This window comes from Nocardia sp. NPDC003269, from assembly GCF_042888005.1.
Lineage (GTDB): Bacteria > Actinomycetota > Actinomycetes > Mycobacteriales > Mycobacteriaceae > Nocardia.
The window spans coordinates 585,032-610,333 of the sequence record NZ_JBIAPA010000003.1 but is presented as its reverse complement, the minus strand read 5'-3'; the positions used below and the strand labels follow the sequence as shown (position 1 = coordinate 610,333).

Sequence of the window (25,302 nt, the reverse complement as noted above, 5' to 3'; positions counted from 1 at the left end):
CGCGGAAACCGCTACCGAGGGACCGACACGGGATCGGTGCAGCTCGTCGCCGCGTCGACCAGCGAGCACGGGACCGGCGCCCGGGTCGGGCGGTAGTCGGCCGGGACCCCGCCGTTCGCGGTGATCGCGCGGTAGGCCGCGACGGCGTCGGTCGGAGTCCGGGTCAGTGTCGGGTCGGTCAGCACGTCGACCGTGTACAGGCCGAATCGCGGTGTGTAGGAGCCCCATTCGTAGTTGTCGGTCAGGCTCCAGTAGTTGTAGCCGATGAGCGGAATGCCGTCGGCGACCGCGCGCTGCAACCAGTAGACGGTGTCGCGCAGCGAATCGGCGCGGGTGTAGCCGTCGGCGCGCGGGCGGCCGTTCTCCGTGGGGATGCCGTTCTCGACGATGTAGAGCGGCTTGCCGGGGAAGCGGCGGGCGTAGTGGTCGAGTGCGTAGTAGATGCCCTCGGATTGCAGTGGCAGCGTCCAGAGCCGGTCGAAGTCGGGAACGGTGAGCTGTGTGGGGGAGACGCCGTAGTAGTAGTCGATACCGATGTAGTCGAGGCGGGCGGCGATCCGGTCGAGCAGTGGCCCGCTGACCGCGTCGTCGACGCCGGGGATGAAGGCGATATTGCTGGTGACCTGGGCTCCGGGCTGCACCGAGTGGATGTAGTCGTAGATGCTGTTGTGCGCCTGGGCGATCCGGTCACCCATGGCCGGCACGTCGGCCACGCCGATCCCGCCCTTGCGTACCTCGTTGACGAGGTAGAACGTGGGCTCGTTGAAAGTCACCCACAGCGGGTCCGCGCCGGCGAAACGGTCGACCACCACTCGCGCGCTCGCCAGCCAGTTCGACACGATCTCGGGATCGCGCCAGCCACCACGGTCGGCGGCCCAGCCCGGGTACACCCAGTGGTCGAGGGTGAGCATCGGGCGCATGCCCGCGTCGGTGATCGTGCGGACCACGTCGTCGTAGAAGGCGAGGGCGCTCTCGTCCCAGACCCCGGGCTGTGGTTGCACCCGCGCCCACTCGATGCCGATGCGGTAGACGCGCACACCGAGATCCGCGGCGAGTGCGATGTCGGAGCGGTACCTGGTGTGGAAGTCCACCGAGTTCAGGTAGGGATCCTGGGTGGCACCGGACGCGGCGTAGCGACGCCAATTGCTGTCCGGCGCATCGCCTTCGGCCTGGAACCCGGAAGCGGCCACGCCCCAGAGGAATTCGGACCCGAGGGGTGCGAGGTGGGCCGGTGCCTGCGGGCGGGCGAGAGCGGGGGAGGGGCTGGTCGTCAGGAGTGCCGCGGTGGCCAAGGCGACCGTGGCGAGGAATCGGCGACCGCTGGGGGAGGGCATGACACTCACTCCTGAAGGGAAGGTGGGGGAGTTGTCCAGTGTGCGTCATCCAGACGGCGGATTCCGGGAATCCCGCCGGTGCGGCGTCGCACCAACCCGAACGTCGATTACTACATGTGGTTACGTAGATATGCGCATTTAACCATGTTAACTCGCCTCCATATCCCAGCCCCGCACAAGTTCTCTACATGTCCGAACGTCAGCACCGCTCTACTGCATAGACGAGGGGGCACTGGCGCCCGCATGTCGCGGCGGCGCTCCGGGTGGGCGAGTGAGTTGTCTCTCAGCGGGCCGTTCCGAGTCGAGGTATCCGTTTCGCTCGAGACAGGATTTCAAGATGCCGCGGAACCCCTTACCTGCCCTCGCACGTGAATTCGCCACACAGCCCTGGGTCATGCGCGGTGCGGGCATCGTGCTGCCGGCCGAACGACTGCTGCGCAGGCTCAGCGGTGGCCGGTGGGGAGTTCTGGATCTGGCCGGCCTGCCGTCGATCGAGGTCACCGTGGTCGGCCGCAAGTCCGGCCAGCCGCGGACGACTTCGCTGCTGTGTGTCCCCGACGGCGACGGCTTCTATCTCGTCGGCTCGAACTGGGGCAAGCCCGAACACCCCGCGTGGTCGGCGAACCTGCGCGCGGCCCGGACCGCCTCGGTGCGCTACAACAGCAGTTCCGCCTTCCCGGTGACGGTCGCCGAGATCACCGGCGTAGAGCGCAAGCGCGTCTGGGATCTGGCCGTCGAGTTCTGGCCCGGCTACGAGATGGAGTTCGAACGCTCCGGCGGCCGCGAGTTCCGCATCTTCCGGCTGGACCGCATCGCCGACTGACCCGAGGTCGTAACCGCATCCCCTTCCACGGCCGGTCCCGGTTCGGGCCACGCTCGGCACCGTTGCGCTGCCCGAGGTGCTGGGCGCTACGGTGCCCGGAAGCCGCCGATCTGCTGTTCGAGCAGTTCGGCCAGCCGGAGTGGGGTGCGGTCCTCGAACATGGGGCCGATGAGCTGTACGCCAACTGGCAGGCCCTCGGGTGAGCGGCCCGCCGGTATGGCGGTGGCGGGGAGACCGGGCATGGTGGCGACACCGGCCCAGACGAGTTGGTCGAAATACGGGTACGCGGTGCCGTCGATGTCGAGTCGACGTTCCAGGGGCTGCGGGTGGTGGTCGTGCGGGAACGCGGGCGTCGGCGTGATCGGGCACACCACGGCGTCGTACTCGGTAAAGAGCTGCCGCCAGCGGTGCCGGTGGAGTTCGCGAAGGTTGTTCGCCGCCAGCCAGTCACGGTGGCTGAACACCATCGCGCGGAGCCGGCTCGCGTCCAGGCTCCGGTCGTCGGCGTCCAGTTCGGCGGCGCGTTGACGGAGCTGTTCGTACTCGTCGACGGGGAAGTAGGCGACGGAGCCCGAGAACAGCAGCTGCATGTAGAGCGTCGCGGCTTCGGTGGGATCGGGCAGCAGCGGACTGTGCCGTGCGACGTGGGCGCCGCCGTCGACGAGCGCGTCGGCCACCCGGTTCACCGCCGCTCGCACCGCGGACCCGGTCGGAATGAGCGGATGGTCGTCGAGGACCAGGACGCGGAAGTCGCCGAGCTGTCGGTGACGGGCGGGCGGGAGGGCGAGATCGAACCCGACGCCGAGGGTCAGGGGATCGGGCCCGGCCATGACGTCGAGGAGCAGCGTGAGGTCGCGGGCAGTGCGCGCCATCGGACCGACGACGGCGAGGTCGAGGTCGACAGGCCAGGCGGGAGTGGCCGGTGGAACCATCCCGCGCGGTGCCGCCAGCCCGCGGGATGGCTTGTGCGCGTAGATGCCGCAGAAATGCGCGGGGGTACGCAGCGAACCGGCCTGGTCGGAGCCGATGGACAGCGCGCCGAATCCGGACGCCAGAGCCGCCGCCGATCCACCGGAGGAGCCGCCCGACGTGCGCGCGTGATCCCACGGGTTGTTGGTGGTGCCGTAGATCTCGTTGAAACTCTGGATGTCCTGCAGTCCGAGCGGCACATTGGTCTTGCCGAGGACAATCGCGCCCGCTGCTTCGAGGCGCGACACCTGGACCGCGTCCTCGGCGGGTAGATGATTCGCGTGCTGCGGCATTCCCCAGGTCGTTGGCAGCCCGGCGATGTTGTAGCTCTCTTTGACCGTCACCGGGATACCGAGCAGGGGGCGGTCTTCGCCGCGGGCGCGTGCTCGGTCGGCCCGCTGCGCGGCGGCTCGGGCACGGTCGAAGGTCCGCACGCAGATCGCGTTGATCGAGGTGTCGTCGCGTTCGATACCGGCGATCGCTGCTTCGGTCAGTTCCGCTGAGGTCACCTCACCGGCACGCAGGGCGGTGGCGAGTTCTTCGGCTGATCGGAAATTCCACTCCATGCAGCGGACGGTATCGGCGTGCTTCTGCAGCCATAAAGGATCTCTCGGCGCAACGGGACAGTCGAATTCGGGCCTCGATTTCACCGATCGATGCAGCGATTTCGTCATTTCGCAGGTCACGGTGTCGACTCGGGTTGATCCGACTGGTTCGGGCCATGAAATGCTTTTTCGGACAACGGGATAGATGTCACAGCGACTACGGTGTTCGGCGGCGGGCACTCGCGTGGATCTCGCCGGAGTTACCGCATCAGAGTCCGAGTTTGGTGACGGCGTTGTCCTCGAGCGGATTCGCGGTACGGATGTAGCCGTGCACCGTGCGGGGGTTCGCCCAGCGTCCCTGGCGCATGATCTCGCGGTCGCTGGCGCCGCCGAGGGCGGCCTGGGTGGCGAAGCCCGCGCGCAGTGAGTGGCCGGAGAACAGGTCGGGGTCCAGGCCGGCGCGGGCGGCATAGCGTTTGACGAGTTCGGCGACCGCGCGCCCGGACAGCGGGGCCGCGCCGACGGAGCCGTGCCGGTTGATCGTGGGGAACAGCGGGCGGTCGACGTCGGCGGCGAGCGGGGTGCCGGTGAAGCCGTGGCAGCGATGGATCGTCGTGTCGGGCACGGGGTGGTCGGCAGTCCAGGTGCGGGTGCCGTGGTCACCCGCCGCCGCGTGCACCTCCAGGAGCCGGATCCAGTCGGCGAAAGCGCAGATGGGGCAGGTGCGGGGATGCTTGCCGCGCGGTAGGGCGATGCGCTGCTCGGCGACGCCGGTGGGGTCGGTCTTGGTGGTCGGCAGGTGCACGACGAGCAGTGGTTCGCCGGTGGTGTGATCGGTCCGCACGTGGACGTCGCTGACGCGCAGGCCCGCGAGTTCGCTGCGGCGCAGGGCGCCGGCGAAGCCGACCAGCAGGGCGAGTGCGTCGCGGCGCCGGGCGGGCTCGGTGGGCCACCCGGGGTCGGGGAGTTCGGCGAGCAGCTGGTCGAGGGTGTGCAGCAGGACGGGGCGTTTGCGGGTCGGCGGGGTGCGGCGGGTGCGCCGGATGCCGCGCAGTGTCAGCCGGACGACGTCGGAGCGGGTCGGCGAGGGTAGTCCGTTGGCCGCGTGCACGGCGGCGATGGCGGCCGACTTGCGGTCGAGGGTGGCGGGGCTGAATGCCCAGGTGCCGTTGTCGCGGCGGGCATCGGCGGCCGCGGCGAGGTATACGGCGACGTCGAGCGGGTCGGCGGGCAGGGCCTGCCGGTGCTCGGCGGCGCACCAGCCCGCCCACGCGATCCAGTCGGTGCGGTAGGCGCGCAGGGTGTTCGCCGACTGGGAGGCTTCGAGGTAGCGGCGCAGGGCGTCGGCCTGGCCGTCGTCGAATCGTTCGCGGACCAGGCGTAGCGCGGCGGTGTCGACGAGGACGCTGCGCACGCCGCGGCGCAGTTCGGTCCGTACCTGTTCGGGAAGGACGACCGCTGCGTCGCTGCCGCTCACGTCGCCGCTCCTCGCGTGAATCAGTCTGTCGCCGATGACTCCTGGCGTTCGAGCCTAGGTCATCGGCGGACCGTCATGGCATCTCGGCCAGCTCGGCGAGCTTGGTGTGGATGTAGGCGGCGAGTCGATGGCGGGCCGCGGTGGTGAGGAAGCTGGTGTCGCCGAGTCGCGGAAAATGGTCGTCGACGTGGTCCGATGCGGTTTCGGGGGCGCCGGCGGGTTCGTCGACGGGTGCGAGACGTGCCGGATACTGCTGGGGGAGAGGAACATTCGGCACATCCTGGTCGGTGTGCGCTGCTCCGTGACGAACCATGCCTGAACCTTAACGTTTTGATTACGGCCGCCGCCAACAAGGCGGGCCCGGTAGTGATAACCGCCACGTTTTCAGAGCGGGTGGATGATCGCGGCGTGGGTACATGGCCGTACCGTCGGGGGCATGGTTTCGTTGCGTGGCTGGGCCTCCTTTCCCGACGAGCTCCCGGCGTTCGACCCGGACTCGGCACCGCCGACACCACACGAGCTCTTCCTGGACTGGCTGACCGAGGCCGGGGAGCACGTGCTGGCACCGCACGCAGTGACGCTGTCGACCGTGGACGCCGACGGCACTCCCGACGCGCGCGTGGTGATCCTGAAGGATGTCGGTCCGTCAGGGTGGGCGATCGCCACCAGCTCGGAGAGCCCGAAGGGCCGGCAGTTGGCGAAGACTCCGCACGCGGCGCTGACGTTCTTCTGGCCGGGGCGCGGTCGACAGGTCCGCCTGCGCGGCCCGGTGACTCCCGCGGCGCCGGACGTCTCCGCCGCGGACTTCCTCGCCCGGCCACCGGCCTCGCGGGTCGAGGCGTTGATCGGACGGCAGTCCCAGGTGCTCGACGATGCGGCGGAGCTGACCGCGGCGGCCCGGGAGGCCGAACACTGGGTCGACGAGAACCCCGGCACGGCACCGGACACCTGGACGCGCTACCTGATCGCGCCCGTCGAGGTCGAGTTCTGGCAGGCGAGCCACGACCGACGGCATCTCCGGCTGCGATACCGCGGCGCGGACGACACCTGGGTTCGCGAACGCCTGTGGCCGTGAGGCTCGCGGTCAGGACGCGCGCGCGGCGGGGTTCTCGGCGAGAGCGGCTTCGCTGACATAGCCGGCGACCGGGCTCAGCTGGAGGACACCGGGCATGCGGCGGGTCAGCGCGGCCGGACCGGCGAAGGTCACCCGTCCGGTGCGCTGGGCGTGGGTCAGCGGCATGCGGCCGAGCCAGACCTCGTAGAGGGCAGCCACGTCGGCGACGATGGCGACATCGACCGGATATCCGGGGTCTGCCTCGCACACCGAGGGGGTGCCCGCCTCGACGACGATCCAGAATCGGCGGACGTCGTCGGTGAACCGGACCTGCAGGACGTGCCGCCTGCCCGGGAATCCGGAGGTGTCGACGCGGGTGTGCATCCACCACACGAGCAGGGCGGGGTCGAGTTCCTCGTGCTGTGGTGCGCTGAAGGTCCAGCGGGCACCCCATTCGCCCAGGCCGAACAGGATCGGCTGGAGCTGGGTGCCCGCTTCGGTGAGCAGGTGGTCGGCACCGATCTTGTCGAGCAGCCCGGCGCGCTCGAACTGGCGCAGCCGTTTGGCGAGCAGGCTGCGGGACAGGCCGGGCAGACCGCGCGCGAGGTCGTTGAAGCGGGTGGTGCCCAGGTAGAGGTCGCGCAGGATGAGCAGCGACCAGCGTTCGCCGAGCACGTCGAGCGCGCGGGAGATCGGGCAGTACTGGCCGTAGCCTGCGGTCGTATCAGTCATGGTCACCTCGCCGACGGGGTCCATTTCCTGGACCGGGAGAGTCCACTTTCTGGACTATCTGGTTATCGCGGCGCTTCCTACCTTCGAAACATGACTTCCACATTTTCCGACACCACGTCCCGTACCGACCGCGTCGCCCTGGCCCGCGCGATCGGTGAATCCCTGCGTTCGGAGGTCCCCGAGCGGGACCGCACCGGCGAGATCTCCGTCGCCGCGTTCGACCGGCTCCGCGCCGACGGACTCTCGGCCGCGCTCGTGCCGGTCGAGTTCGGCGGCGGTGGCGCCACCCATCGGGAGATGGGGGAGATCCTGCGGGAGCTCGGTCGCCATGATCCGTCGACCGCTGTCGCCTTCGCCATGCATTCGCATCTGGTGGCCGCGCAGGTCTGGCGGCACAAGCACGGCGTCGACGCGTCCGCGGTGTTCGCCAAGGTGGCGGCGGGCGCGATCCTGGTCAGCACCGGGGCGTCGGACTGGGTCGATTCCAACGGCACGGCCGCGCGCGTCGACGGCGGCTACTCGGTCAGTGCCAGGAAGGCGCCCGCGAGCGGCTGCGAGGTCGGCGACGTCCTGGTGACCAGCGTCCGCTTCGAGGATCAGGTCCTGCACTTCGCCGTGCCGATGACGGCGCCCGGTGTAAGCATCGACAAGACCTGGGATTCGTTCGGCCTGCGCGCGAGCGGATCGCACACCGTCGTGCTCGACGAGGTGTTCGTCCCGGACGCCGCGATCTCGCTGATCCGTCCCGCCGGTCCGTGGCCGCCGGTGCTGAACGTGGTGATCGGCGCGGCGCTGCCGTTGGTGCTGGCGGCCTACCTCGGTGTCGCCGACACCGCCGTCGACCTGACCGCCCACATGCTCGAAGGTCGCAGCGAAGCGCACACGGTGCAGTCGGCGGGCGAGATGCTCAACGCCTACACGACCGCCTCGGACCTGATCGCCGCCATGTTCGCCGACTCCGAGGACCTGACCTTCGCCAACACCGACGCCTACGCGGCCCGCACCCTCAGCCGCAAGACCGTCGCGGCGGACGCGCTCATCACCACGGTCCGCCTGGCCATCGAAACCACCGGCGGCGCAGGCTATTCCCGCGCCTGCGACCTCGAGCGCCTCTACCGTGACATCCACGGCTGTCAGTTCCATCCCCTGCCCCGCGCCAAGCAGACCCGTTTCAGCGGTCGGGTGCTGCTGGGCCACAGCCCGATCGACTGATCGCGCCGTCCCCGCCGGTGGTCCTCAGTGCTGGATCAATCCGCTGACCGGCACGGGATCGACGTGTCCGGTGGCGGGAAGGGTCCGGGCCAGGCGGAGTCCGATGTCGACGAGGGATGACCGGCGCAGGCCCGCGACGTCGGTCATCGGAGTCCAGACCGACTCGGCGGTGTCGCCGTCGGGTTCGGGCCGGAGGTGACCGCCGGTGACGCGGACTCGATAGAAGATCCCGACGTTCTGGTGTTCGGTTCCGGCGCGCGCCACGGCAGCGGGAATGACCCTCGAGTCCACCCCGAGCAAGCGTTCGACGACCCCGTGGCAGCCGGTTTCCTCGGTGAGTTCCCTGGTCACCGCATCGAACGGATCCTCCGCGTGCTCGACCCCGCCGCCCGGCAGGGTCCAGGTGGATTCGCCGGTCCGCGATACATGGCGGGTGAGCAACACCCGACCGTCCTCGATGCACACGGCGTACGCGGCCAGCCGGAAACTCATTCCCGCAAACCTACTCCCGCACAGCACCGCGCTCGGTCGAACAGCCCGGTCGAGTGAACACGCTAGGGGACAGTAGGGTTCGCTGGCGGCGGTGGCGGGTTGTCGCGCTGGTTCACCCACACCAGGTGGCCGCCGCGCCATGCTGTGGCCAGGGCCGCCAGGCAGCCGCCCAGTACCGCCAAGCGGACCCACACGCAGGTCGTCAGCCACTCCCGGTCTACGAGGATCACGACCAGCGCGACGCCTTCACAGACCAGGGACGCCCCGATCGCCGACAGGACGAGTCTGGCCCAGAGGCGATCCATGCCCTGTTCTTGATACTCACGGGCCGCCCATGAGAGGAGGCGTGATTCCAAGGTCGCGACAATGAGCAGGACCGGAATCACCTGCGCTGCGGTGGTGTAGAAGTCCACGGCCGTTACCTCCCGGTCGTCATCACGATCGAATCAGGGGCAAGCTTCGAAATCCAGGACCATCGAGGCCGCTCTAGCGGTACCGAGAAGGGTAGTCCATGGACCGCTCGACATCGCCGCGCTCGCTGTGGTGCGGCGATGTCGAGCGGTGGGTTCAGATCTCGGCCAGTTGGTGGTCGGCGACGTGGGCGGCGAGGTAGCGCAGGTGGTCACCGGAATCGCCGAGTGTGTGGTCGATGGCGGTGAGGCGGGCGGTGTAGTGGCCGACCGGGTATTCGGCGGTCATGCCGATTCCGCCGTGCATCTGGATCGCTTCCTGCCCGATGTGCCTGCCGGAGCGTCCGATGCGCAGCTTGGCGCGGGCCGCGACGACGGGGTCGGCGATGCCGTCGGCCAGTGACATCGATGCGTACAGGCTCATGCTCTTGGCGAGTTCGAGCGACACGTACATGTCGGCGGCGCGCTGGGTGAGTGTCTGGAAGCTGCGCAGCGGGACACCGAACTGCTTGCGGGTCGTCAGGTAGTCGGTGGTGAGCCGCAGCGCTTCGGACATCGCGCCGACCGCTTCGGCGCAGAGCGCGGCCTGCGCGGTGACGAGGATGTCGGCGATGACATCGGTCGCGTCGGCCGGTGGGCCCAGCGGCACCGCGGTCGCGCCGGCGAAGGTGAGGTCGGCCCCGCGCCTGCCGTCGTGGGTACGGAATCCGGCGACGGTCACGCTCGGATCGGTGGGCTCGATCAGGAACAGTCCGGTACCACCGTCGGGCAGCGCCGCGCTGACGATGAACTGGTCGGCGCTGTCGCCGTAGGCCACGGGGTGTTTACGTCCGGTCACCTGCCAGCCGTCGCCCACCGGTGTCGCCTGAGTGGTGGCGCGCGCCGTCACCGGGCGCACACCGGGCTCGCCGTGCGCGAACACGATGCGGCGTTCTCCCGCGGCGACTTCGGGCAGGATCTCCTTGCGCTGGATCGCCGATCCGGCACTGGAGATGAGTGCACCCGGCAGCAACGCGCAGTCCAGCACCGGCTCCGGCGCCAGGACGCGGCCGAGTTCCTCGAGCACGAGCATCGTTTCGATGGGGCCCGCGCCCATGCCACCGTCGTCGGCGGAGATGGTGAGCCCGAGTAGTCCGATCTCGGCGAAGGTCGACCACACCTGCGGGTCCCAGCCCGGGTCGGTGCCGATGACCTCGGTGCGGCGTTCATGGGTGTAGTGGCGGGTCAGCACGCTGCGCACGGTGTCGCGCAGCATGTTCTGTTCGGTGGTGAGTTCGAAATCCATGACGGTGTCTCACAATCCGAGGATCGTCGAAGCGATGATGCCGCGCTGCACCTCGTTGGATCCTCCGTAGATCGATGTTTTGCGGTAGTTGAGGTAGGTGGCGGTGCTGCGGCGGGCCCAGTCGCCGCTGTCGCCTTCGCGGGGGAGGGAGTCGGGTCCGGCGATGTCGACGAGCAGTTCGGTGACCGCCTGCTGGAGTTCGGTGCCGCGCAGCTTCAGAATCGAGGACACCGGGTTGGGGGCGCCGTCGGCCGAGCCGGCCACGACCCGCATCTGCACGAGTTCCAGTGCGAGCAGCTCGTTCTCGAGTTCGGCGATGCGGGCGGCGAAGACCGGGTCGTCGAGCAGGGTGCCCGCGTCGAGGCGGGTCTGTTTGGCGTATTCCTTGGCCAGCCACAGCCGCACTTTGGTCTGGCCGACGGCGGCGATGCCGGTGCGCTCGTTGCCGAGCAGGAACTTCGCGTAGGTCCAGCCCTGGTTCTCGGCGCCGACGAGCTGGTCGGCCGGCACCCGCACGTTCTCCAGGAACACCTCGTTGACCTCGAATCCGCCGTCGATGAGCTCGATCGGGCGGACTGTCACGCCGGGGGAGTCCAGGGGGAAGAGCAGCATCGAGATGCCTGCCTGCTTCTTGGGGGCGTCCGGGTCGGTGCGGGCAAGGCAGAACATCCAGTCGGCGCTCTGGGCGGCGGTGGTCCAGGTCTTCTGGCCGTTGATCACGTAGTGGTCGCCGTCGCGGACGGCGACGGTGCGCAGCGAGGCCAGGTCGGAGCCGGCGTCGGGTTCGGAGAAGCCCTGGCACCACCAGATGTCGAGGTTCGCGGTGGCCGGGAGGAAGCGGGCCTTGAGTTCTTCGGAGCCGAACTGGGCGATGACCGGCCCGATCATGTTGGTGTTGAAGGTGAGTGGTTCGGGCACCGAGGCCAGCTGCATCTCGTCGTGCCAGAGGTGGCGCTGGATGGGGGTCCAGTCGCGGCCGCCCCAGGCGACGGGCCAGTGCGGGACCGCGAGGCCGTGGGCGTTGAGGATGCGCTGGGTGGTGACGAAATCGTCTTTGGAGAGTTCGGCCATGTGCCTGGCCCGATTGCGGATGTCGGCGGGGATTTCGCGCCGGAAGAAAGCACGTAGCTCGTCGCGGAAGGCGAGCTCGTCCTCGGTGAGTGCCAATTGCATGGTCGAGTATGTTACACAGAGATCGATATGTTTCAAATGGTGGTCGCGAGGGAGCCCTTATGCTGTGCGATGTGACGCGAGCCGAGGGGACACGAGCGCCGGGACGCCCCGCCGCCGCCAGCCGTGACGATGTGCTGCGCACCGCGGTCGAGGTGTTCCTGTCCGGCAACCGCATCGACGTGAACGCCATCGCCGCCCACCTCGGCCTCGGCCGGACCAGCATCTACCGGTGGTTCGGCTCCCGCGACGGACTGCTCGGCGCCGCGATCGCCAGCCAGCTCGAGCGGATGGTCGCCTACGCCGACCGCACCAGCGAGGCCACCGGCGCCGAACGCCTCAACGAGATCCTCGATCGCTGCATCCACTGGCTGGTCGAAGACGATTCCCTGCGCACCTACTTCGACAACGAATCCACCGCCGCCCTGCGGCTGATCACCCGCAGCGACGGCCCCGTCCACCAGGCCGCGGTCGCCGTTGTCGAAGGGTTGATCGCCCGCGCCGAAGAGCAGGGCTACGTGCCGCCGATCGACCGTGGCACCCTGGCCTACGCCCTGGTCCGGCTCTGGGAAGCCTTCCTGTACAACGACGCCGTCGCCGGCTTCCGCGGCGATGTCGAGCGCCTGCGCCAGGTACAGGCGGCGCTCCTGCGCGCCTGACTCCACGACCCGGCCGCGCATTTTCGGGTCGATGGTCACGACGCACCGGGACCTTCGCCCCTAAGCACGGGCACGCCGGAGTGGTGCTATTGCTCGAAGCCCTTGTGCGGGGAGTGAGTAGCAGCGGAAGCGAGGTCGGAGTACGTGAGTTCTCCTGAACTACGGTGGGCCGGTCCCGAGATCGGGGTGACGACCGGCGGCGCTGTCGACACGGTGGACGTCTCCCGGACAGCGCGCGCGGTCGCCGCGGTACTGCGGTCCCAGCGCATCGACGGTCCGGCCCGAATCCGCTTGTCCACCACGCCTTCCCGCGACGGGTCGGTGCTCGCGCAGGTCAACGCGGGCCGTGCGGCCGAGGCGGTCCGGGTGCAGGTGGAAGGCCCGGCCGGCTTCGTGGCCACGATCGCCTCCGAACGACTCGACCGGGCCATCTCCCGATCGCGACCGGCGGGACCGGTGCGGCGATGGCCGGATCCGGCGCGACCGCCACTGACCTCGATCACCGGCGACCGGCCGATCGTGCGGCGCAAGTGCTGCGTGCTGCGCAGCGCGGACCCCACCACCGCGACCCGGTCGATGGACGCCCTGGACTACGACGCGCACCTGTTCGTCGACGCGGAATCCGGCGAGGACGCCCTCGTCTACTGGGCCGGTCCGCTGGGCGTGCGGCTGGCGCGGCAGCACCTCACACGACTACCTGACGGCCCCGTGCTCACGGTGAATCCGCATCCGGCACCGCGGCTGACCGAGTCCGACGCCGCGAACCGGGTGTGCCGATTCGGGTTGCCGTACGTGTTCTTCACCGACGCGGACAGCGGTCGCGGCCATCTCCTCTACCGCCGCTACGACGGTGATCTGGCCATCGTGCAGCCCGTCCACGACCCGGAGGACCGGTCGTGAGCGCGCCGGCCGGGGACGAGATGGGCCGGGACGTCATCGACCTGGACCGCGCCGAAGCCATGCGGCTGGTGGCGGAGGCGCCGTTCGGGCGGGTGGTGTTCACCCGCAACGCGCTGCCGGCGATACGCCCGGTCAACCACCTCGTCGACGAGGACGGCGTGATCATCGTCCGGACACGGCTCACCGCGCGGCTGACCGGTGCGGTGGCCGGCAATTCGCCGGTCGTCGTGGCCTACGAGGTCGACGATATCGATCCGGTCCGGCGCATCGGCTGGTCGGTCACGGTCACCGGGTTGGCGCGCACCGTCACCGACCCCGTGCGGGTCGCGCACTACGAACGGTTGTTGCGGCCGTGGGTCGGCCGGGTGATGGATACCGTCGTCGCCATCGAGCCCGAGATCGTCGCGGGCGTGCGGCTGCTCGCGCGGCATCGTCGTTGACCCGCGGGACGGGTGTCTCAGCGGCGGTCGAGGATGATGAGCGGGATCTCGGTGGCGTGCAGGACGGTTCGGCTGACGGACCCGAAGCCGTCGCGTCCGCCCCGCCGGTGACTGCCCAGCACGAGCAGCTGCGCGCGAACCGATTCCCGGAGCAACCGCTGTGCCGGATCGTCGCCGGTGACAATCCTGGTGATCGGTACGCCCGGATATTTCTCGCCGTACCCGACCAAGGTGTCCCCGAGGAGCCGATGCGTGTGCTCGGTCATCTGGGATTCCCGCAGTCCGGGGGCGGGTTCCCCCCACGCGCGCAGCGCGACGAGGCCGACACCCCGCCGGGCCGCCTCCTCGATCGCGATATCGAGCGCGTGTTCGCTGCCCGGCGAACCGTCGAGCCCCACCAACACGGGTAGCCGATCGGACGCGGGACGGCCGGGTTGGGGGATGACCGCTAGCGGACAGAGTGGTCGTCGCGCGAGCGCGGTGCTGACCGAACCGAGGAGCGTGCGCTCGAAGGTGCCGAGACCGCGAGTGCCGACCGCGAGCAGCTGGGCGTGGCGGGCACGGCGGCGCAGAGCCGCGACCGGGCCCGGGCTGACCACCGATGTCTCCACGTCGAGGAGACGCGGTGCGGCTTCGGCGACGGCGATCGATGCGGCCCGGGCAACCGCGGCGTCACCCGCGTCGCGGAAACTCTGCTGGTCGATCGACACGATGCCCGCCCTGCCCAGATCCCACCCCGAACTCATCGCGTACACCACCTGCAACGGCGCACCCCGCAGCACCGCGGTCCTGGCCGCCCACCGCACCGCGCCGAGCGCGCAGTCGGAGCCGTCGACGCCGACGACGACGGGATCGCTGTTCGATGCTGACATCGGATCTGCCTCACTGCTCGACCAGGGCATAGCGCAGCCGATTCTCGCGCGCCCGATCACCGACCGGAGAGGGCCGAAATACCCTCCTCGCGAGGACTTCGGTGTACTGATCGGGCGACGACGAGCGCTCGTGCCCACAGGTAATGCGTGGACCGGATATCGCGGCGAACCGTAACCTGACCCTCCATGGTGATCCGCCGGAATCTGGACCGAACGCTCGAACTGACGGTTCCGGATTCGCCGTCCCGGCCGCCGCTGCGGTGGGAAGTCGCGGGTGACCGTCGGTTCCTGGTGCGGCAGTGTGGCATTCCCGTCCTGCTCGCGGAAGTCGACGAGGACCGCGCCGGCGTCACGGTGCGGGGTCTCGGTGGATACCGGTCACCGGTACCACCGTTGTCGGCCGACCTGTCACGACGCTCACCCGACTGGAAGCACCGGTTCGCCGACGCACTCATCGCGACCGACCGCGGTCCGCTGCACGCCGGTCGATGGCTTCTCGGTGTGCGCCACGCACCACCGCCATACTCCTGGACGCTGGAACTCCTCGAAACTCGGCCCACCGCCTACATCGATTGGTGCGACGGCTGCACCCCGATCATCCCCGTGCGCCCCCTGTCGGCACCGGACGCGCCCCGGGTCCAGGCGTATCGCCGCCGTGCGCGTGAAGGCTGTCTGCCGCCGGTCCTGCTGTGGTGGGTCACGAGTGTGGACGGCTGGTTGGTGTTGGACGGGCACGACCGGATCGTCGCCGCGCTCGCCGAGGGACTGCCACCGGAGGTCCTCGTGCTGCATTCCGGGTCGTCGGCGGCCTCGCATGACTCGGTGTACAACGCCGTCCAGCAGCACCACCGCAAGGTGCTGGCCGGTGCCGCACCCTCGAATACCGTAGTCCGGCAAGCCTTCGACCGGCAGCTGGTGAACCTCGCGACCTACCTGCCGTTCGAACCTCGGCGCACGACCGCGTGGGTGTCGCCGGGCCGGACGGCTGAATGGGAACAGCTGTGGGATTCGCCGCCCACGGCATCGTCGATCCGCTGATCGGAGCGGCGGGTCCGGGTCAGGGCTGATTCGGAAGATCCAAGGTGTCGAATCGGTGAGCAGCCCAGATACGGCGTGAGAGTTCCTCGGGGTAGGGCTGGGTGACCGGTTCGCTGTCGTAGACGCGGGTGGTTCGGGACTGGGGATCGTAGGGTGCCCAGCCGGGTTTGCCCGTGGTCGCGAACCGCACCCAGTCGCCGCGCATGTGCTGGGCCACGTGCGGGAATTCGTTCGCGGCGTTCGGGTGGGCCGAGCGGTGGGCGCGGATTTCTTCGGGGGTGAGGGTGCCGAAGAGGAGTAGGAAGTCCAGGCAGTGCGAGGCGCCCTGGTCGGCGTTGAAGCTCCACGCCAGTTCGTAGAGCCAGACGGGGCCGCCGCCGGTGTGGGCGGCGTCGGCCAAGTGGAGGCTGGGCATTCGGAACAGCCAATCGGTGTGGAGGACTTCGAATCGTCGGCTGGGTGTGGCGTCCGGGTAGGCGGCGCGGTAGCAGCGGTCGCCGTCGGTACCCGGGGCCAGGTGGTCGAACGCCGTGGCCACGGCCGCCGGGGTCGGCTCGCTGCCGGGCCGGGACGAGTAGAGCCGGAATTCGTCGCGGGTGTGGCCGATGAGCAGGTCCACCTCACGCGCGGCACCGTCGGCGACTCCATTCCACGGTGCGCACGGCAGCACGTCACCGTCGACGACGGGCGAGAACGGGGTGGGCGTGAGTGCCATCGGGCCCCAGATATCCACGAACTCCGGCATTTTCGCGATCACCGCGCAGGTCGCGTCGGTCAGGGCGCGTGGTGGTAACTGGACGAGGTCGGAGCGGGTGGCTCGGACGCCGAGACGAGCGGCGATCGTGGTCGAGGTCGCGGCGGCGAGCTGTGGCGTGAAATAGGTGCCGGGCATGCTCTGGCTGATCGCCCGGCGGAACAGTCCGGCCGCCTTCGGCATGACGAGCAAGGCCGCGATGGACGCGGCACCGGCGGACTGGCCGAAGACGGTGACAGCGGCCGGGTCACCGCCGAACGCGGCGATATTGTCCTGGACCCAGGCCAAGGCGGCGATCTGGTCGAGGAGTCCGCGATTGTCCGGGGCACCGGCGAGATGGGCGAACCCGTCCACACCGACGCGATAGTTCATGCTGACCACCACCACACCGGCCGCGGCCAGCAGCGCGCCGTCGTAGTGCGGGTTGGCGGTGTTGTTCTCCAGATAGGTGCCGCCCTGGATCCAGACCATCACCGGCAGTTCCGCGGCACCGAGGTCGGGTGACCAGACATTGAGAGTCAAACAATCCTCGGATCCGTCGTCCGTCCAGCCGGACACCGACGACATCACCGCGCCGGTGTTCCGCACCTGCGGAACCGGCGGACCGAACCGCCCCGCATCGCGAACTCCGTCCCAGGACCGGGCGGGCACCGGGGCGGCGAACCGTCGTGCGCCGACCGGTGGTTCGGCATACGGGATTCCCCGGAAGACCGCGACAGCGCCTTCCCACCGTCCGCGCACGACGCCCGCTGCCGTACGGATCACAGGTCCGACGTCCACGCAGTGCTCGCTTTCCTTAGACCAGCGTCCCTCGATGCACTGAAACTATCAGCCCCGCAACGGAAGTCGAGGAACGCAAACGCGCCGATCGGTCGGTGCGCGAGCGGATAACCGGTCCTGCCGGACGCCGGACGGTCGGCTGCGCCCAGAGACGCCGATCGTTGTCGACGATCGGCGTCCCGGGCGCTCGCTCCTATCCTCGGTGGTCGACCCAGCTCACCTCAGGTGACGGGCGAAGAACCGGTTCCCCGCGTCTCCCTCGAACCGCGGGACTCCGGTGTGCCCGCCCATATTCGCGTGCAGTGTCTTCTCCTTCGAACCGAAGGCGTCGAACAGGTCGAGGGCCTGTTGCCGGTCGTTTCCTTCGTCGTCCCACTGGAGCAGGACCTGCAGCGGAATGGTGATCTGCCGGGCCTCCTCGACGATGGCGCGGGGCACGAAACTACCGGCGAACAGGAGGGCGGCGGCGATCCGGGGTTCGACCACCGCGAGGCGCACGCCGATCGAGATCACCCCGCCCGAGTACCCGACCGGGCCACCGATCCCGGGCAGCGCGAGCAGGGCGTCGAGGGCGGTCCGCCATTCCGGGACCGCCTGTTCGACCAGCGGCAGAACGAGCCGGTCGACGATCTCGTCGTCCACCGGCCTGCCGGACTCGAGGGCTCGCCGCAGGTCGGCGCGGGCCTGGTCCGCGGCGGCGGAGCGGGGACGCGCACCGGCACCGGGGAGCTCGATGGTCGCCGCGGCGAAGCCCGCCGTGACCGTTTCCCGGGCCCGGGCCGCGAGCCGGGGATACAGGGCGGGTAGTCCGCCGGGGTGGCCGACGAGGATCAACGGCGCCGGTGCGGCGGTGGATGCGGGCGTCCACAGGATGCCGGGGATCTCACCGAGGGTGAATTCGCGTTCGAGGACACCGTCATCGAGGCGGCGTTCGGAAGTGAAGTGCATGGTCGTGCCTTTCGGGAGTGCTGTGCGGCGCTCCCGGACGACCTATCGTCCGACCGTGACCCCGGAGGGGAGCACCCATGTCGAAACTGCGTTCACGGGTACCACCTCCTCGTTCTCTCACACGGCTTCCGGAAAGGTAGCAGTGGCCGCCGTCGTCCGCCAACAGGTTTTTCGACGGTGCCGCACGGCTCAGTTCAGGTAGGCGGTGAGGTGGGGGACCGCGTCGGCGACGTGCTGGGCCGTGATCGGCTCGGCGACATAGGTGAAGGTCCAGTCGCGGTCGGCGCGGCGGAGGGTGCCGAGGACCAGGCCCGTGTGGGAGTGCGCGGTCGCCAGGTCGATGCGGGCGAGTTCGGTGCCGGTGACGCTGTCGAGGACACGGCAGAAGCCGTTCTCGATCCGGTCGAAGGGCTGGCCGGTGTAGCAGGTGATGAGGAAGACGATGGTGGTGACGGCGGGGTCGAGCCGGGTCAGGTCGGTGACGATGAGTTCGTCGTCGCCGTCACCGACGCCGTCGACGCTGTCACCGAGGTGCCGGATGGCGCCGTCGCGCGAGGTCAGTTGTTCGTGATAGGCGATGTCGACGAAGTCCTGTCCGCGGAACGACAGCGCGGCCGCGTTGAGATCGATGTCCTTCGCGCGGCGCCGGAACTTGCCCGAGCGCACGGGATCCCAGCCGAGGCCGAGGGTGACATGGGTGAGAGTGGTGCGGGGGACTGCTCCGGGCATGTGCTGCTCCTGGTCGATCGGCTGCGGCCGGCTGCCGTTCGGATCCCCCGGCCCACATCCCCGCAAACATCTCACACCTCGACCGGGAGCTGGGCCTCGGTGGGCGGGCGCCCGGCGCGCACGCGGGTGATCTCCGAACGGGCGAATTCGACACGCGGCGTCTCGGCGCCCCGGTCCGCGGCCAGTGCGTCGGCCAGGTCGAAGATCGCGTCGAGTACCCGGTCGTTGCGGGCGCGGCCCGCCCGGCCCGCACCGGTCTTGCGGAAGGCCCTGCGGCCCTTGGCGTCGGCGCACGCGGCCGCGGCTTCGTTCTCGGTGATCGTGCCGTTCTCGACTTCGGGGGCCAGGATCTGGGCCAGGAACTCCCGCTCGCGGGGCACCGTCGTGCGGAAGACAGCGGCGGCGATCGCCAGGGCGACGATCATGGTGCCCACGATGACGCCGATTCCGCCCAGCGCGCTGTTGCCGGCGAAGTTGGCCATCGAGTCCCAGAATCCGTGCAGCAGCATGGCGGTCGCGATCAGGGCGACGCCGCGGCCCACCCGGCGGGGTTCGGCCGGACGTCCCAGCAGGTACACCAGCCCGGCGCAGAACAGCGCGGTGTAGAGCAGGTGCCCGGTGGCTCCGGTGGCCACCCGCAGGACGACGGTGCTCATCGACGCGTCGACCTGATTCGCGCCGAACTGTGAAGCACCGGAGTTCATGCCGTAGGCGATGTCCTCGATGATCTCGAAGCCCAGACCGAGGAATGCGCCGACGATGAAGCCGTCGAACGCGGTCCGGATCAACCGGGGCGCGAGGGCGATGATCAGCAGCAGCCCGAACCCTTTGGCGGTCTCCTCGGTGAACGGCGCGGCCAGGCTCGCGCCCCAGTCCTGCGCCCAGGCGTGGCCGAAAACCTTGGCGTAGATGCCGATCAGCGCGTCGTTGGCGTAGGACGCCATGGCCCAGGTGGCGGCGAATCCGCCCCAGCAGAACGCGGTGACGAGCAGTTTCGTCGGCTGGCGGGCGTAGCGGTCGATATGGGCGACGAACCACCAGAACAGCGCACCGTAGACGGCGAACACCGCGGCGGTGACCGCGATCGCGCGACCGTAGGCGGGGTAGCTGCTCGCGATCCGCGACACGAACAGCAGTGCGCCGGAACCGGTGATCAGCACATACACCCAGAACGCGAGATTGCGCGGCTGGTAGAAGGTGAAACTGCGACCCCAACCGGAGTTCTCGATGGCGAGGAACCTGGCCTGTGCCGAGTCGAAGGTGGTCATCGTGTGGCTCCGATGCGGTCGATGCTCGCGATCATGTCGGCGACCTCGCCGAGCAGATCCTGACCCGGCTGCGCCGGTCCGACGGCGACGACTTCGATGCCGGTGCCGTCGACGACGAAGGCGGCCAGCACACCGTCGACAGTGGCGGCCGCGTACCGGGTGATGACGCCGTCCACGCCGCTGCGCGTGGTGATGGCGGTCGGCTCGCCGGACGCGGTCAAGCCCGTGTCGAGAAGTTCGTCGGTGCGTTCGATCTGGGCGAGCAGGGCGCGGGGGTCGCCGTCGAACGTGCCGGTGCGGACCACGAATTGGGATCCGCCGCGGGCCAACACCGCCTGTGGGGGATAGCCCTGACCGGTGGGCTCGTCCTCTCGCCGTTCGCCGGCGATCAGCGACCAGCCGCCTGCGGCGGTGAACCCCACCTGTCCTTGCAGCGCGATCACCTCGCCCGTGGTGGTGACGTCCTTCTCCGGGATCGCCGCATCGATCTGTGGCAGCAGGACACCCTGCACGAAGGCCAGGGCGAGCACGATGAGTGCGGGCAGGATGGTCCGCTTGTCCATGCCGAGCCGGCGGCGGTCGACGGGGACCCAGCGGTCGCCCGGGTCGAAATACCGTTCCGAGAAGGCCTGTTCGGATTCTCGCTGATGTGTACCCATGGGGACTCCGTGATCGTTCGGGGCGACACCGCGGCGGTGTGGTCAGGACGCCGGATTCGCGATCGGTTCGATGCTGTGACGCTTGACGAGCAGCACGATCGCCAGCAGCGGGTAGACCAGAATCGGCAGCAGCGTGCCCGGATACATGGTCTGATCGGCGAGGATGACGGTCCCGGTGAGCAGTGTGAAGTCGAACAGGCCGTGCAGCACCGAGTTGACGGTGTTGCCGCGGCTGACCCGGCGGGTCAGGTAGAAGAAGTAGCCGGCCAGGCTGACGATGATCGCTTGCGGCAGCGCGCTGATGCCGTGCGTGACCCCGTTGGCCAGGTGCACCGCGCCGAACACGATGCTCGACCACAGCGCGACCCTGCCCTCGGTGAGCCCGTGATCGCGCAGCACCAGAACGCCGATGCCACGGAACATGCCTTCCTCGCCCCACCCCACGAACTGTGTGGCGATCAGCAATACCAGGACATACAGAAAGCCCTTGTCGGCCAACGCGCTGTAGTTGATCCCGAAGACGATCGCGACGATGAAGACGATCGGCACGATCCGCACCCACGGCCGGGTCGGCCGATCGTCGTGCAGGACCGGCCGCAACCAGCCCAGATAGCTGATGACGCCATAGGTGAAGGCCAGGGCCGCGCCCAGCGGGATGATCATGCCGAAGAACACCGCGCGGGTTGAGAGGAAGTCGTCCTCGCCGGTGAGCGCTGTCATCAGCAGCCCGCCGAGCTGGATGATCGCGAGATAGACGATCACGATCAGGGCGAACATCGGATAGGACAGGCGGCGGCCGACCCTCGTCGCCGATGTCACGGTTTCTGAGGTGTCCATGCGGGAAACATAGCTGTTCGGGATCTCACCCGCAGCGATCACGAAATCTTCAGCAAACCCCAGACTGTGTGCTTGGCGACTGTTCAGCTAATCGGCGGGCGTGGAAATTTGTCCAGATAGTTGTGATGATCCGCGTCGATCGCGCCGCAACTCAGGTACGCAGTCACGCTCTGGGCAATGTTCAGCATTCGGCGGCGATATCCAACCGCAACGAGTCTCGGACCGTGAATGCCTCGGCCACACCACTGCCCGCGCTCGGCGTCGCCTGGCCCGGCTCGATGCGGCGTGATCCAAGCAGCGCCCGACGGTGGGGCAGGTCTGGCCGGGCGGCAGGAGTCTCCCGACCCCGACAATCTTGTCACTGTTCTCAGGAATGGTACGGAAGTACCACCGACCACAGTTCTCGCATTGTTCCGTAGCAGTTGCGTTGCGTTGGCGGTGACCAAACGTAAACGGAAATAAAACGAGGTACTCGAGATCTGCCCGCGAGTCTGACCACCGATAATGTTCACTTATCGGAGGTTAGAAGCTGAACCCTCCGATCCGAGTCCCGAAGGGGCGACACGGTTTTCGTTTCGTCTAATTCGTAAGGAAATGACGAAACCAACGTTACGATTCCCTCGTGTCGAGCGTCTGCAACTATCCGGGCTGTGCCCGTCCCATCACCCGTGGCGGCGGCCCCGGTCGCCCCTCCGAATACTGCGATCACCCGGACCACACGCGATGGCGCGCGTGGCGGGAAAGGCAGCGCCTGCAGCAGGAGTCGGAGAGTGGGGCCGAAACCGTCACTGTGACGACTCAGGGTCCGGTGACCGTGGCGCGGTTGCGGGCCGATGAGCTGCTCGGTCAGTTCCGTGGCCTGGCCGAGCAATTGGGCACGACGCTGAATGCGGCGGTGGCTGAATTGTCGACGCTCGGTGACCCGTCGGTGGCCGAGGCCCAGGTCCAGGCGGTGCAGGCCGATGCCGCGCGGCGGATCGCGGAAGCCGATATGAAGACGGTCGCCGCCGAACAGGCACGGCGGGACGCGGAGGAGGCGCGGGCCCTTGCCGAATCGGCGGCCGAGGATGCGGCCGGCGCGGCCGAGGACGCCGAGCAGTTGATCGCCGCGGCGCACGCGGCGCGCGACGAGGCGCTGGCCGAGGTGGAACGGTTGACGAAGCAGGCTGCCGACGAGGTGTTCGCGGCGCGCAGCGCGGCCGAGGCCGACGTACGCGCCGCGCGCCGCGACGCCGCCGAGGAGATCGAGCAGATCCGGCAGGAGGCCGCCGAGCACACCGCGCGGGCCGAGCAGCGAGCCGACACCGAGATCACGCAGGTCCGGCGCGAGTCGGAGGCGCGGGTCAACGCCGCCCAGGCCGAACGCGATCTGGCGGTCCAGCGGGCCGCCGACGCCGACCGGGCGACCGAGCGGGCCGAAGCGGCAGCCGCCGAACGGGTGGAAGCCGCGAGCGAGGCGCGGGAGGAATGGCGCAGGGCCAGAAGCGAACTCGAAACGACCCGGACCGAGCTCGATCGCACGCGCGCCGAACTCGCCGACCTGCGCCGCACCGCCGCCGCCGATGCCGAGACCTGGCGGACCGAGTCGGCGGCCGCGCTGGACCGGGTCAGGGCCGAGACCTCGCAACGGCTCGCCGCGCTCGACGACGCGCGCACGCAGACCCTGGCCCGCGCCGAACGTGCCGAACGGCAGCTCGACGAACTGCTGGCCGCGACCCGATCGCCGGTCGAGGTGAACGGGCTAACCGGCGCGGGGAGCGGCGCACTGGACTAGCGTCAGCGCCATGACCGAACAGCCGGGACCGCTGGAGTCCACCCGCGAGTTCGCCGCCGTCGACCTCGCCGCGATGCTGAACGAGGACGAGGACACCTACACGGGTCCGTCACCGCGGATCCGGATGATCGCGATCCTGGTGGTGGCGACCCTCGTCCTCGGGGCGGGCGCCACCACCCTCGCGATCCTGCTGTCCTGACCTACGCCGGGCGGGCCAGCGGAGTGTCGGGATCACCGGAGTTGCGCAGGGCCACGATCTGGTCGGGAACCCAGTAGATGCGGCCGAACTCGAACTCCTGGTATTTGCCGTCGTCGTGGGAGACCTCGTCGGAGGCGGGCCAGCCCAGCTGACCGTTCTCGAACCCGGCCGCCGACCAGCGCGCGCCGATCGCGCCGTGCACGCGGTAGCCGGGCCGACCGGCCCGCCGATAGACGGCGCCGCCCTGGAACGCTTGCGCCAGGCCCGGCCCGGTGCCGCGTGGGTCGGGGAGTTCGGTGTGTTCGGCGATCGGGTAGCCCAGCGGTCCCGCCTCCCAGCCCAGTTCGGCGAACTTGGTCATGATCGCGGTGGGGACGGCGTGCGCTTCGGTGGCCGGGTGCCAGTAGATGTAGCCGTGCTCGAACTCGGCGAACCGGCCCACCCCGTCCGGGGTGGGGATCTCGCCGACGGTGCGGCGCGCGCCCAGCCACGGGGACGCCGCGGCGCGGTCGTCGATGGCGTTCGGGGCGGTTCCCGCGAACGCGGCGACGTGCGCGGTGAAGACGTCCCACGGGAAGTTCGGGCCGACGTCGGTGTGACTGCCGATGCCCAGTGCCCTGGTCACATAGTTGTGGTCGGTGATGCCGTCGGCGACGTGATAGTCGGGGGCGATCACCTCGGTCGGATACCCGTGCCGGTGGGCGCTGCGCACGGCGATGTAGGCGGCGATGCGCAGGTCGTCGTCGATGGCCAGCCAGTCCTGGCGGGACCAGGCGACCCGGCTGCCCGCGAAGCACAGGTTCACGGTGAACGGGTTGGCCGACAGCACCGACCAGGAGGCGCGTTCCTCGGGCACGACCCGCACCAGGATCGCATCGCGCAGCGTGTAGTGGTAGGAGACGCCGTTGGCCGGATTGTTCAGGTAGGCGGCGAGCGATTCCGCGGTGCCGTTGCCCTCCTGGGTGTGCAGGATGAAATTGGTGATCCGGGCACCGTCGCGGGAGGAGTGCGAGGGACCGAGCCGGTCGAGTTCGGTGAACTCGGGGATCGTGACGGAGCGGTCCAGGCTCCACTGCCCGAAATCGGGGGCGAGGATGTCGTCGACGTCGACGTGCGTGCCGTCGATGATCGGGCCCGGATTGCTCGGGGTGTCGATCACGCGCTGGTAGAGCACCGCGCGTGGCTCGCGCTCGGTGCCCGACCAGGCGCGGGTCTGCCACACCCAGCTGAAACCGCCGCGGCCGCCGACCACGCCGTCCTCGATCGCCCAGGCACACACCCGGGAATGCCCGTAGATGCCGGTCCATTCGGTGCCGAGGACGGCGTTGACGCCACGGAAGAACTCGACGGCGGTGCTGTTCCACTGCGACAGCGCGATGTCCTCGTCGACGGCGAAGAAGATCGGCGCGCGGCGCGGCGCGCCGAGGCTCAGATGGGTGGCCAGCGCCTGCTCGGCCATCCGCCTGCCGCCGTCGAAACCGGTGGTCCAGTCCGACGGGGTGGGATCGCCCGGTTTGCCGTACTGCCAGATCGACACGATGTCGAGCCCCGCGGCTTCCAGCGCGCGGGCGTAGTCGGCGGTGATCGGTTTGGCGCCGAAGTTCGCGCCGGGCCTGCTCGGCGCGACATAGGCGAGGACCGCCGAGTGCCCGGCCGCGGCGATGGCGGCCGGATCGATGAGACGGGCGGCGAAATCGACAGCTGTGGACATGGTTGACCCCCTGCATGACTGCATATCCGTTGGCATGGTTCACGCTCGCACCCCGCGCGACGGCGGCGGGGTTACGCTGGTACCCGAGAATCGGTACCGGGTGACCGAGGATCTCACCCTGCACTCATTCTAAGCGAAACACTCAGCAGCACACCGTGATTCGCCGACGATGGGCACCCTACCCGGCCGGGCCGACAGGCAGGAACGGCGAGAATCGGGCCGTACGCGGGG

The 25,302-nt window shown here is 69.2% G+C and carries 26 protein-coding genes; 9 read left to right on the top strand and 17 right to left on the bottom strand.

Annotation, left to right across the window (positions count from 1 at the left end; genetic code table 11):
• Positions 1 to 11: 11 nt before the first annotated feature.
• Positions 12 to 1,334, bottom strand: a complete 1,323-nt coding sequence (locus tag ACFYWJ_RS22760; RefSeq protein WP_355271960.1) for a family 1 glycosylhydrolase — start codon at positions 1,332 to 1,334, stop codon at positions 12 to 14.
• Between the two features lie 337 nt (positions 1,335 to 1,671).
• Here ACFYWJ_RS22760 and ACFYWJ_RS22755 point away from each other — a divergent pair, with 337 nt between their 5' ends.
• Positions 1,672 to 2,157, top strand: coding sequence for a nitroreductase family deazaflavin-dependent oxidoreductase (locus tag ACFYWJ_RS22755; RefSeq protein ID WP_355271962.1), 486 nt, complete (start codon positions 1,672 to 1,674; stop codon positions 2,155 to 2,157).
• Between the two features lie 86 nt (positions 2,158 to 2,243).
• Here ACFYWJ_RS22755 and ACFYWJ_RS22750 read toward each other — a convergent pair whose 3' ends face one another.
• From ACFYWJ_RS22750 to ACFYWJ_RS22740, 3 genes are all read right to left on the bottom strand, one after another.
• Positions 2,244 to 3,800 carry an amidase gene (locus tag ACFYWJ_RS22750; RefSeq protein ID WP_355271964.1) on the bottom strand — a complete coding sequence of 519 codons (1,557 nt, stop codon included), beginning with the start codon at positions 3,798 to 3,800 and terminating at the stop codon, positions 2,244 to 2,246.
• 139 nt (positions 3,801 to 3,939) lie between these two features.
• Positions 3,940 to 5,148 carry a site-specific integrase gene (locus ACFYWJ_RS22745; protein WP_355271966.1) on the bottom strand — a complete coding sequence of 403 codons (1,209 nt, stop codon included), beginning with the start codon at positions 5,146 to 5,148 and terminating at the stop codon, positions 3,940 to 3,942.
• Between the two features lie 73 nt (positions 5,149 to 5,221).
• Positions 5,222 to 5,461: a hypothetical protein gene (locus ACFYWJ_RS22740; protein WP_355271968.1), complete on the bottom strand. Its 240-nt coding sequence runs from the start codon at positions 5,459 to 5,461 to the stop codon at positions 5,222 to 5,224.
• A gap of 123 nt (positions 5,462 to 5,584) precedes the next feature.
• Between ACFYWJ_RS22740 and ACFYWJ_RS22735 the strand changes: the two genes are divergently transcribed.
• A complete protein-coding gene (locus ACFYWJ_RS22735; RefSeq protein WP_355271970.1) occupies positions 5,585 to 6,223 on the top strand; it encodes a pyridoxal 5'-phosphate synthase in 639 nt (212 codons plus the stop codon).
• Positions 6,224 to 6,232: 9 nt separating this feature from the next.
• Here the strand turns inward: ACFYWJ_RS22735 and ACFYWJ_RS22730 are convergent, their stop codons facing one another.
• Entirely contained in the window at positions 6,233 to 6,934 is a 702-nt protein-coding gene (locus ACFYWJ_RS22730; protein WP_355271971.1) for a winged helix-turn-helix transcriptional regulator, read from the bottom strand.
• A 90-nt stretch (positions 6,935 to 7,024) separates the two neighbouring features.
• Here ACFYWJ_RS22730 and ACFYWJ_RS22725 point away from each other — a divergent pair, with 90 nt between their 5' ends.
• On the top strand, positions 7,025 to 8,146 hold the full coding sequence (locus ACFYWJ_RS22725) for an acyl-CoA dehydrogenase family protein (RefSeq protein WP_355271972.1): 1,122 nt from the start codon (positions 7,025 to 7,027) through the stop codon (positions 8,144 to 8,146).
• 24 nt (positions 8,147 to 8,170) lie between these two features.
• On the opposite strand, the gene ACFYWJ_RS22720 is transcribed toward ACFYWJ_RS22725, so the two are convergent.
• The 4 genes from ACFYWJ_RS22720 to ACFYWJ_RS22705 form a co-directional block, all read right to left on the bottom strand.
• Entirely contained in the window at positions 8,171 to 8,638 is a 468-nt protein-coding gene (locus ACFYWJ_RS22720; protein ID WP_355271974.1) for an NUDIX hydrolase, read from the bottom strand.
• A gap of 62 nt (positions 8,639 to 8,700) precedes the next feature.
• Complete coding sequence (locus ACFYWJ_RS22715) at positions 8,701 to 9,051, bottom strand: hypothetical protein (protein ID WP_355271976.1); 351 nt, start codon at positions 9,049 to 9,051, stop codon at positions 8,701 to 8,703.
• A 154-nt stretch (positions 9,052 to 9,205) separates the two neighbouring features.
• Positions 9,206 to 10,333, bottom strand: coding sequence for an acyl-CoA dehydrogenase family protein (locus ACFYWJ_RS22710; RefSeq protein WP_355271978.1), 1,128 nt, complete (start codon positions 10,331 to 10,333; stop codon positions 9,206 to 9,208).
• A 9-nt stretch (positions 10,334 to 10,342) separates the two neighbouring features.
• Complete coding sequence (locus ACFYWJ_RS22705) at positions 10,343 to 11,506, bottom strand: acyl-CoA dehydrogenase family protein (RefSeq protein ID WP_355271980.1); 1,164 nt, start codon at positions 11,504 to 11,506, stop codon at positions 10,343 to 10,345.
• 71 nt (positions 11,507 to 11,577) lie between these two features.
• Here ACFYWJ_RS22705 and ACFYWJ_RS22700 point away from each other — a divergent pair, with 71 nt between their 5' ends.
• The 3 genes from ACFYWJ_RS22700 (at position 11,578) to ACFYWJ_RS22690 (ending at position 13,502) form a co-directional block, all read left to right on the top strand.
• Positions 11,578 to 12,162, top strand: a complete 585-nt coding sequence (locus tag ACFYWJ_RS22700) for a QsdR family transcriptional regulator (protein WP_355271982.1) — start codon at positions 11,578 to 11,580, stop codon at positions 12,160 to 12,162.
• A 144-nt stretch (positions 12,163 to 12,306) separates the two neighbouring features.
• Positions 12,307 to 13,062 carry a sigma 54 modulation/S30EA ribosomal C-terminal domain-containing protein gene (locus ACFYWJ_RS22695; RefSeq protein WP_355271983.1) on the top strand — a complete coding sequence of 252 codons (756 nt, stop codon included), beginning with the start codon at positions 12,307 to 12,309 and terminating at the stop codon, positions 13,060 to 13,062.
• Positions 13,063 to 13,082: 20 nt separating this feature from the next.
• A complete protein-coding gene (locus ACFYWJ_RS22690) occupies positions 13,083 to 13,502 on the top strand; it encodes a pyridoxamine 5'-phosphate oxidase family protein (RefSeq protein ID WP_355273010.1) in 420 nt (139 codons plus the stop codon).
• 17 nt (positions 13,503 to 13,519) lie between these two features.
• Here the strand turns inward: ACFYWJ_RS22690 and ACFYWJ_RS22685 are convergent, their stop codons facing one another.
• Positions 13,520 to 14,374: a universal stress protein gene (locus tag ACFYWJ_RS22685; protein ID WP_355271985.1), complete on the bottom strand. Its 855-nt coding sequence runs from the start codon at positions 14,372 to 14,374 to the stop codon at positions 13,520 to 13,522.
• A gap of 186 nt (positions 14,375 to 14,560) precedes the next feature.
• Between ACFYWJ_RS22685 and ACFYWJ_RS22680 the strand changes: the two genes are divergently transcribed.
• On the top strand, positions 14,561 to 15,412 hold the full coding sequence (locus ACFYWJ_RS22680) for a hypothetical protein (RefSeq protein WP_355271987.1): 852 nt from the start codon (positions 14,561 to 14,563) through the stop codon (positions 15,410 to 15,412).
• A 19-nt stretch (positions 15,413 to 15,431) separates the two neighbouring features.
• Here the strand turns inward: ACFYWJ_RS22680 and ACFYWJ_RS22675 are convergent, their stop codons facing one another.
• The 6 genes from ACFYWJ_RS22675 to ACFYWJ_RS22650 all read right to left on the bottom strand — a co-directional run bounded on the left by ACFYWJ_RS22675 (position 15,432) and on the right by ACFYWJ_RS22650 (position 21,387).
• Entirely contained in the window at positions 15,432 to 16,931 is a 1,500-nt protein-coding gene (locus ACFYWJ_RS22675; RefSeq protein WP_387208248.1) for a carboxylesterase/lipase family protein, read from the bottom strand.
• A 231-nt stretch (positions 16,932 to 17,162) separates the two neighbouring features.
• The gene (locus ACFYWJ_RS22670; protein WP_355271990.1) at positions 17,163 to 17,894 is read right to left on the bottom strand and encodes an alpha/beta hydrolase; all 732 of its coding nucleotides are present in this window, start codon (positions 17,892 to 17,894) and stop codon (positions 17,163 to 17,165) included.
• 189 nt (positions 17,895 to 18,083) lie between these two features.
• Positions 18,084 to 18,623 carry a TerD family protein gene (locus ACFYWJ_RS22665; RefSeq protein WP_355271992.1) on the bottom strand — a complete coding sequence of 180 codons (540 nt, stop codon included), beginning with the start codon at positions 18,621 to 18,623 and terminating at the stop codon, positions 18,084 to 18,086.
• Positions 18,624 to 18,694: 71 nt separating this feature from the next.
• On the bottom strand, positions 18,695 to 19,891 hold the full coding sequence (locus tag ACFYWJ_RS22660; RefSeq protein ID WP_355271993.1) for a PrsW family intramembrane metalloprotease: 1,197 nt from the start codon (positions 19,889 to 19,891) through the stop codon (positions 18,695 to 18,697).
• Positions 19,888 to 20,550 (bottom strand): hypothetical protein, encoded by a 663-nt coding sequence (locus ACFYWJ_RS22655; RefSeq protein WP_355271995.1) that lies wholly within the window; start codon positions 20,548 to 20,550, stop codon positions 19,888 to 19,890. The genes ACFYWJ_RS22660 and ACFYWJ_RS22655 overlap by 4 nt, the downstream gene beginning before the upstream one ends.
• Before the next feature lie 42 nt (positions 20,551 to 20,592).
• Positions 20,593 to 21,387, bottom strand: coding sequence for a type II CAAX prenyl endopeptidase Rce1 family protein (locus tag ACFYWJ_RS22650; RefSeq protein WP_355271996.1), 795 nt, complete (start codon positions 21,385 to 21,387; stop codon positions 20,593 to 20,595).
• Positions 21,388 to 22,177: 790 nt separating this feature from the next.
• Here ACFYWJ_RS22650 and ACFYWJ_RS22645 point away from each other — a divergent pair.
• Both ACFYWJ_RS22645 and ACFYWJ_RS22640 read left to right on the top strand, forming a co-directional pair.
• Positions 22,178 to 23,161, top strand: a complete 984-nt coding sequence (locus tag ACFYWJ_RS22645; RefSeq protein ID WP_355271998.1) for a hypothetical protein — start codon at positions 22,178 to 22,180, stop codon at positions 23,159 to 23,161.
• Between the two features lie 10 nt (positions 23,162 to 23,171).
• On the top strand, positions 23,172 to 23,360 hold the full coding sequence (locus tag ACFYWJ_RS22640; RefSeq protein ID WP_355272000.1) for a hypothetical protein: 189 nt from the start codon (positions 23,172 to 23,174) through the stop codon (positions 23,358 to 23,360).
• Position 23,361: 1 nt separating this feature from the next.
• Here the strand turns inward: ACFYWJ_RS22640 and ACFYWJ_RS22635 are convergent, their stop codons facing one another.
• Positions 23,362 to 25,071, bottom strand: a complete 1,710-nt coding sequence (locus ACFYWJ_RS22635; RefSeq protein WP_355272001.1) for a glycoside hydrolase domain-containing protein — start codon at positions 25,069 to 25,071, stop codon at positions 23,362 to 23,364.
• Positions 25,072 to 25,302 lie beyond the last annotated feature (231 nt).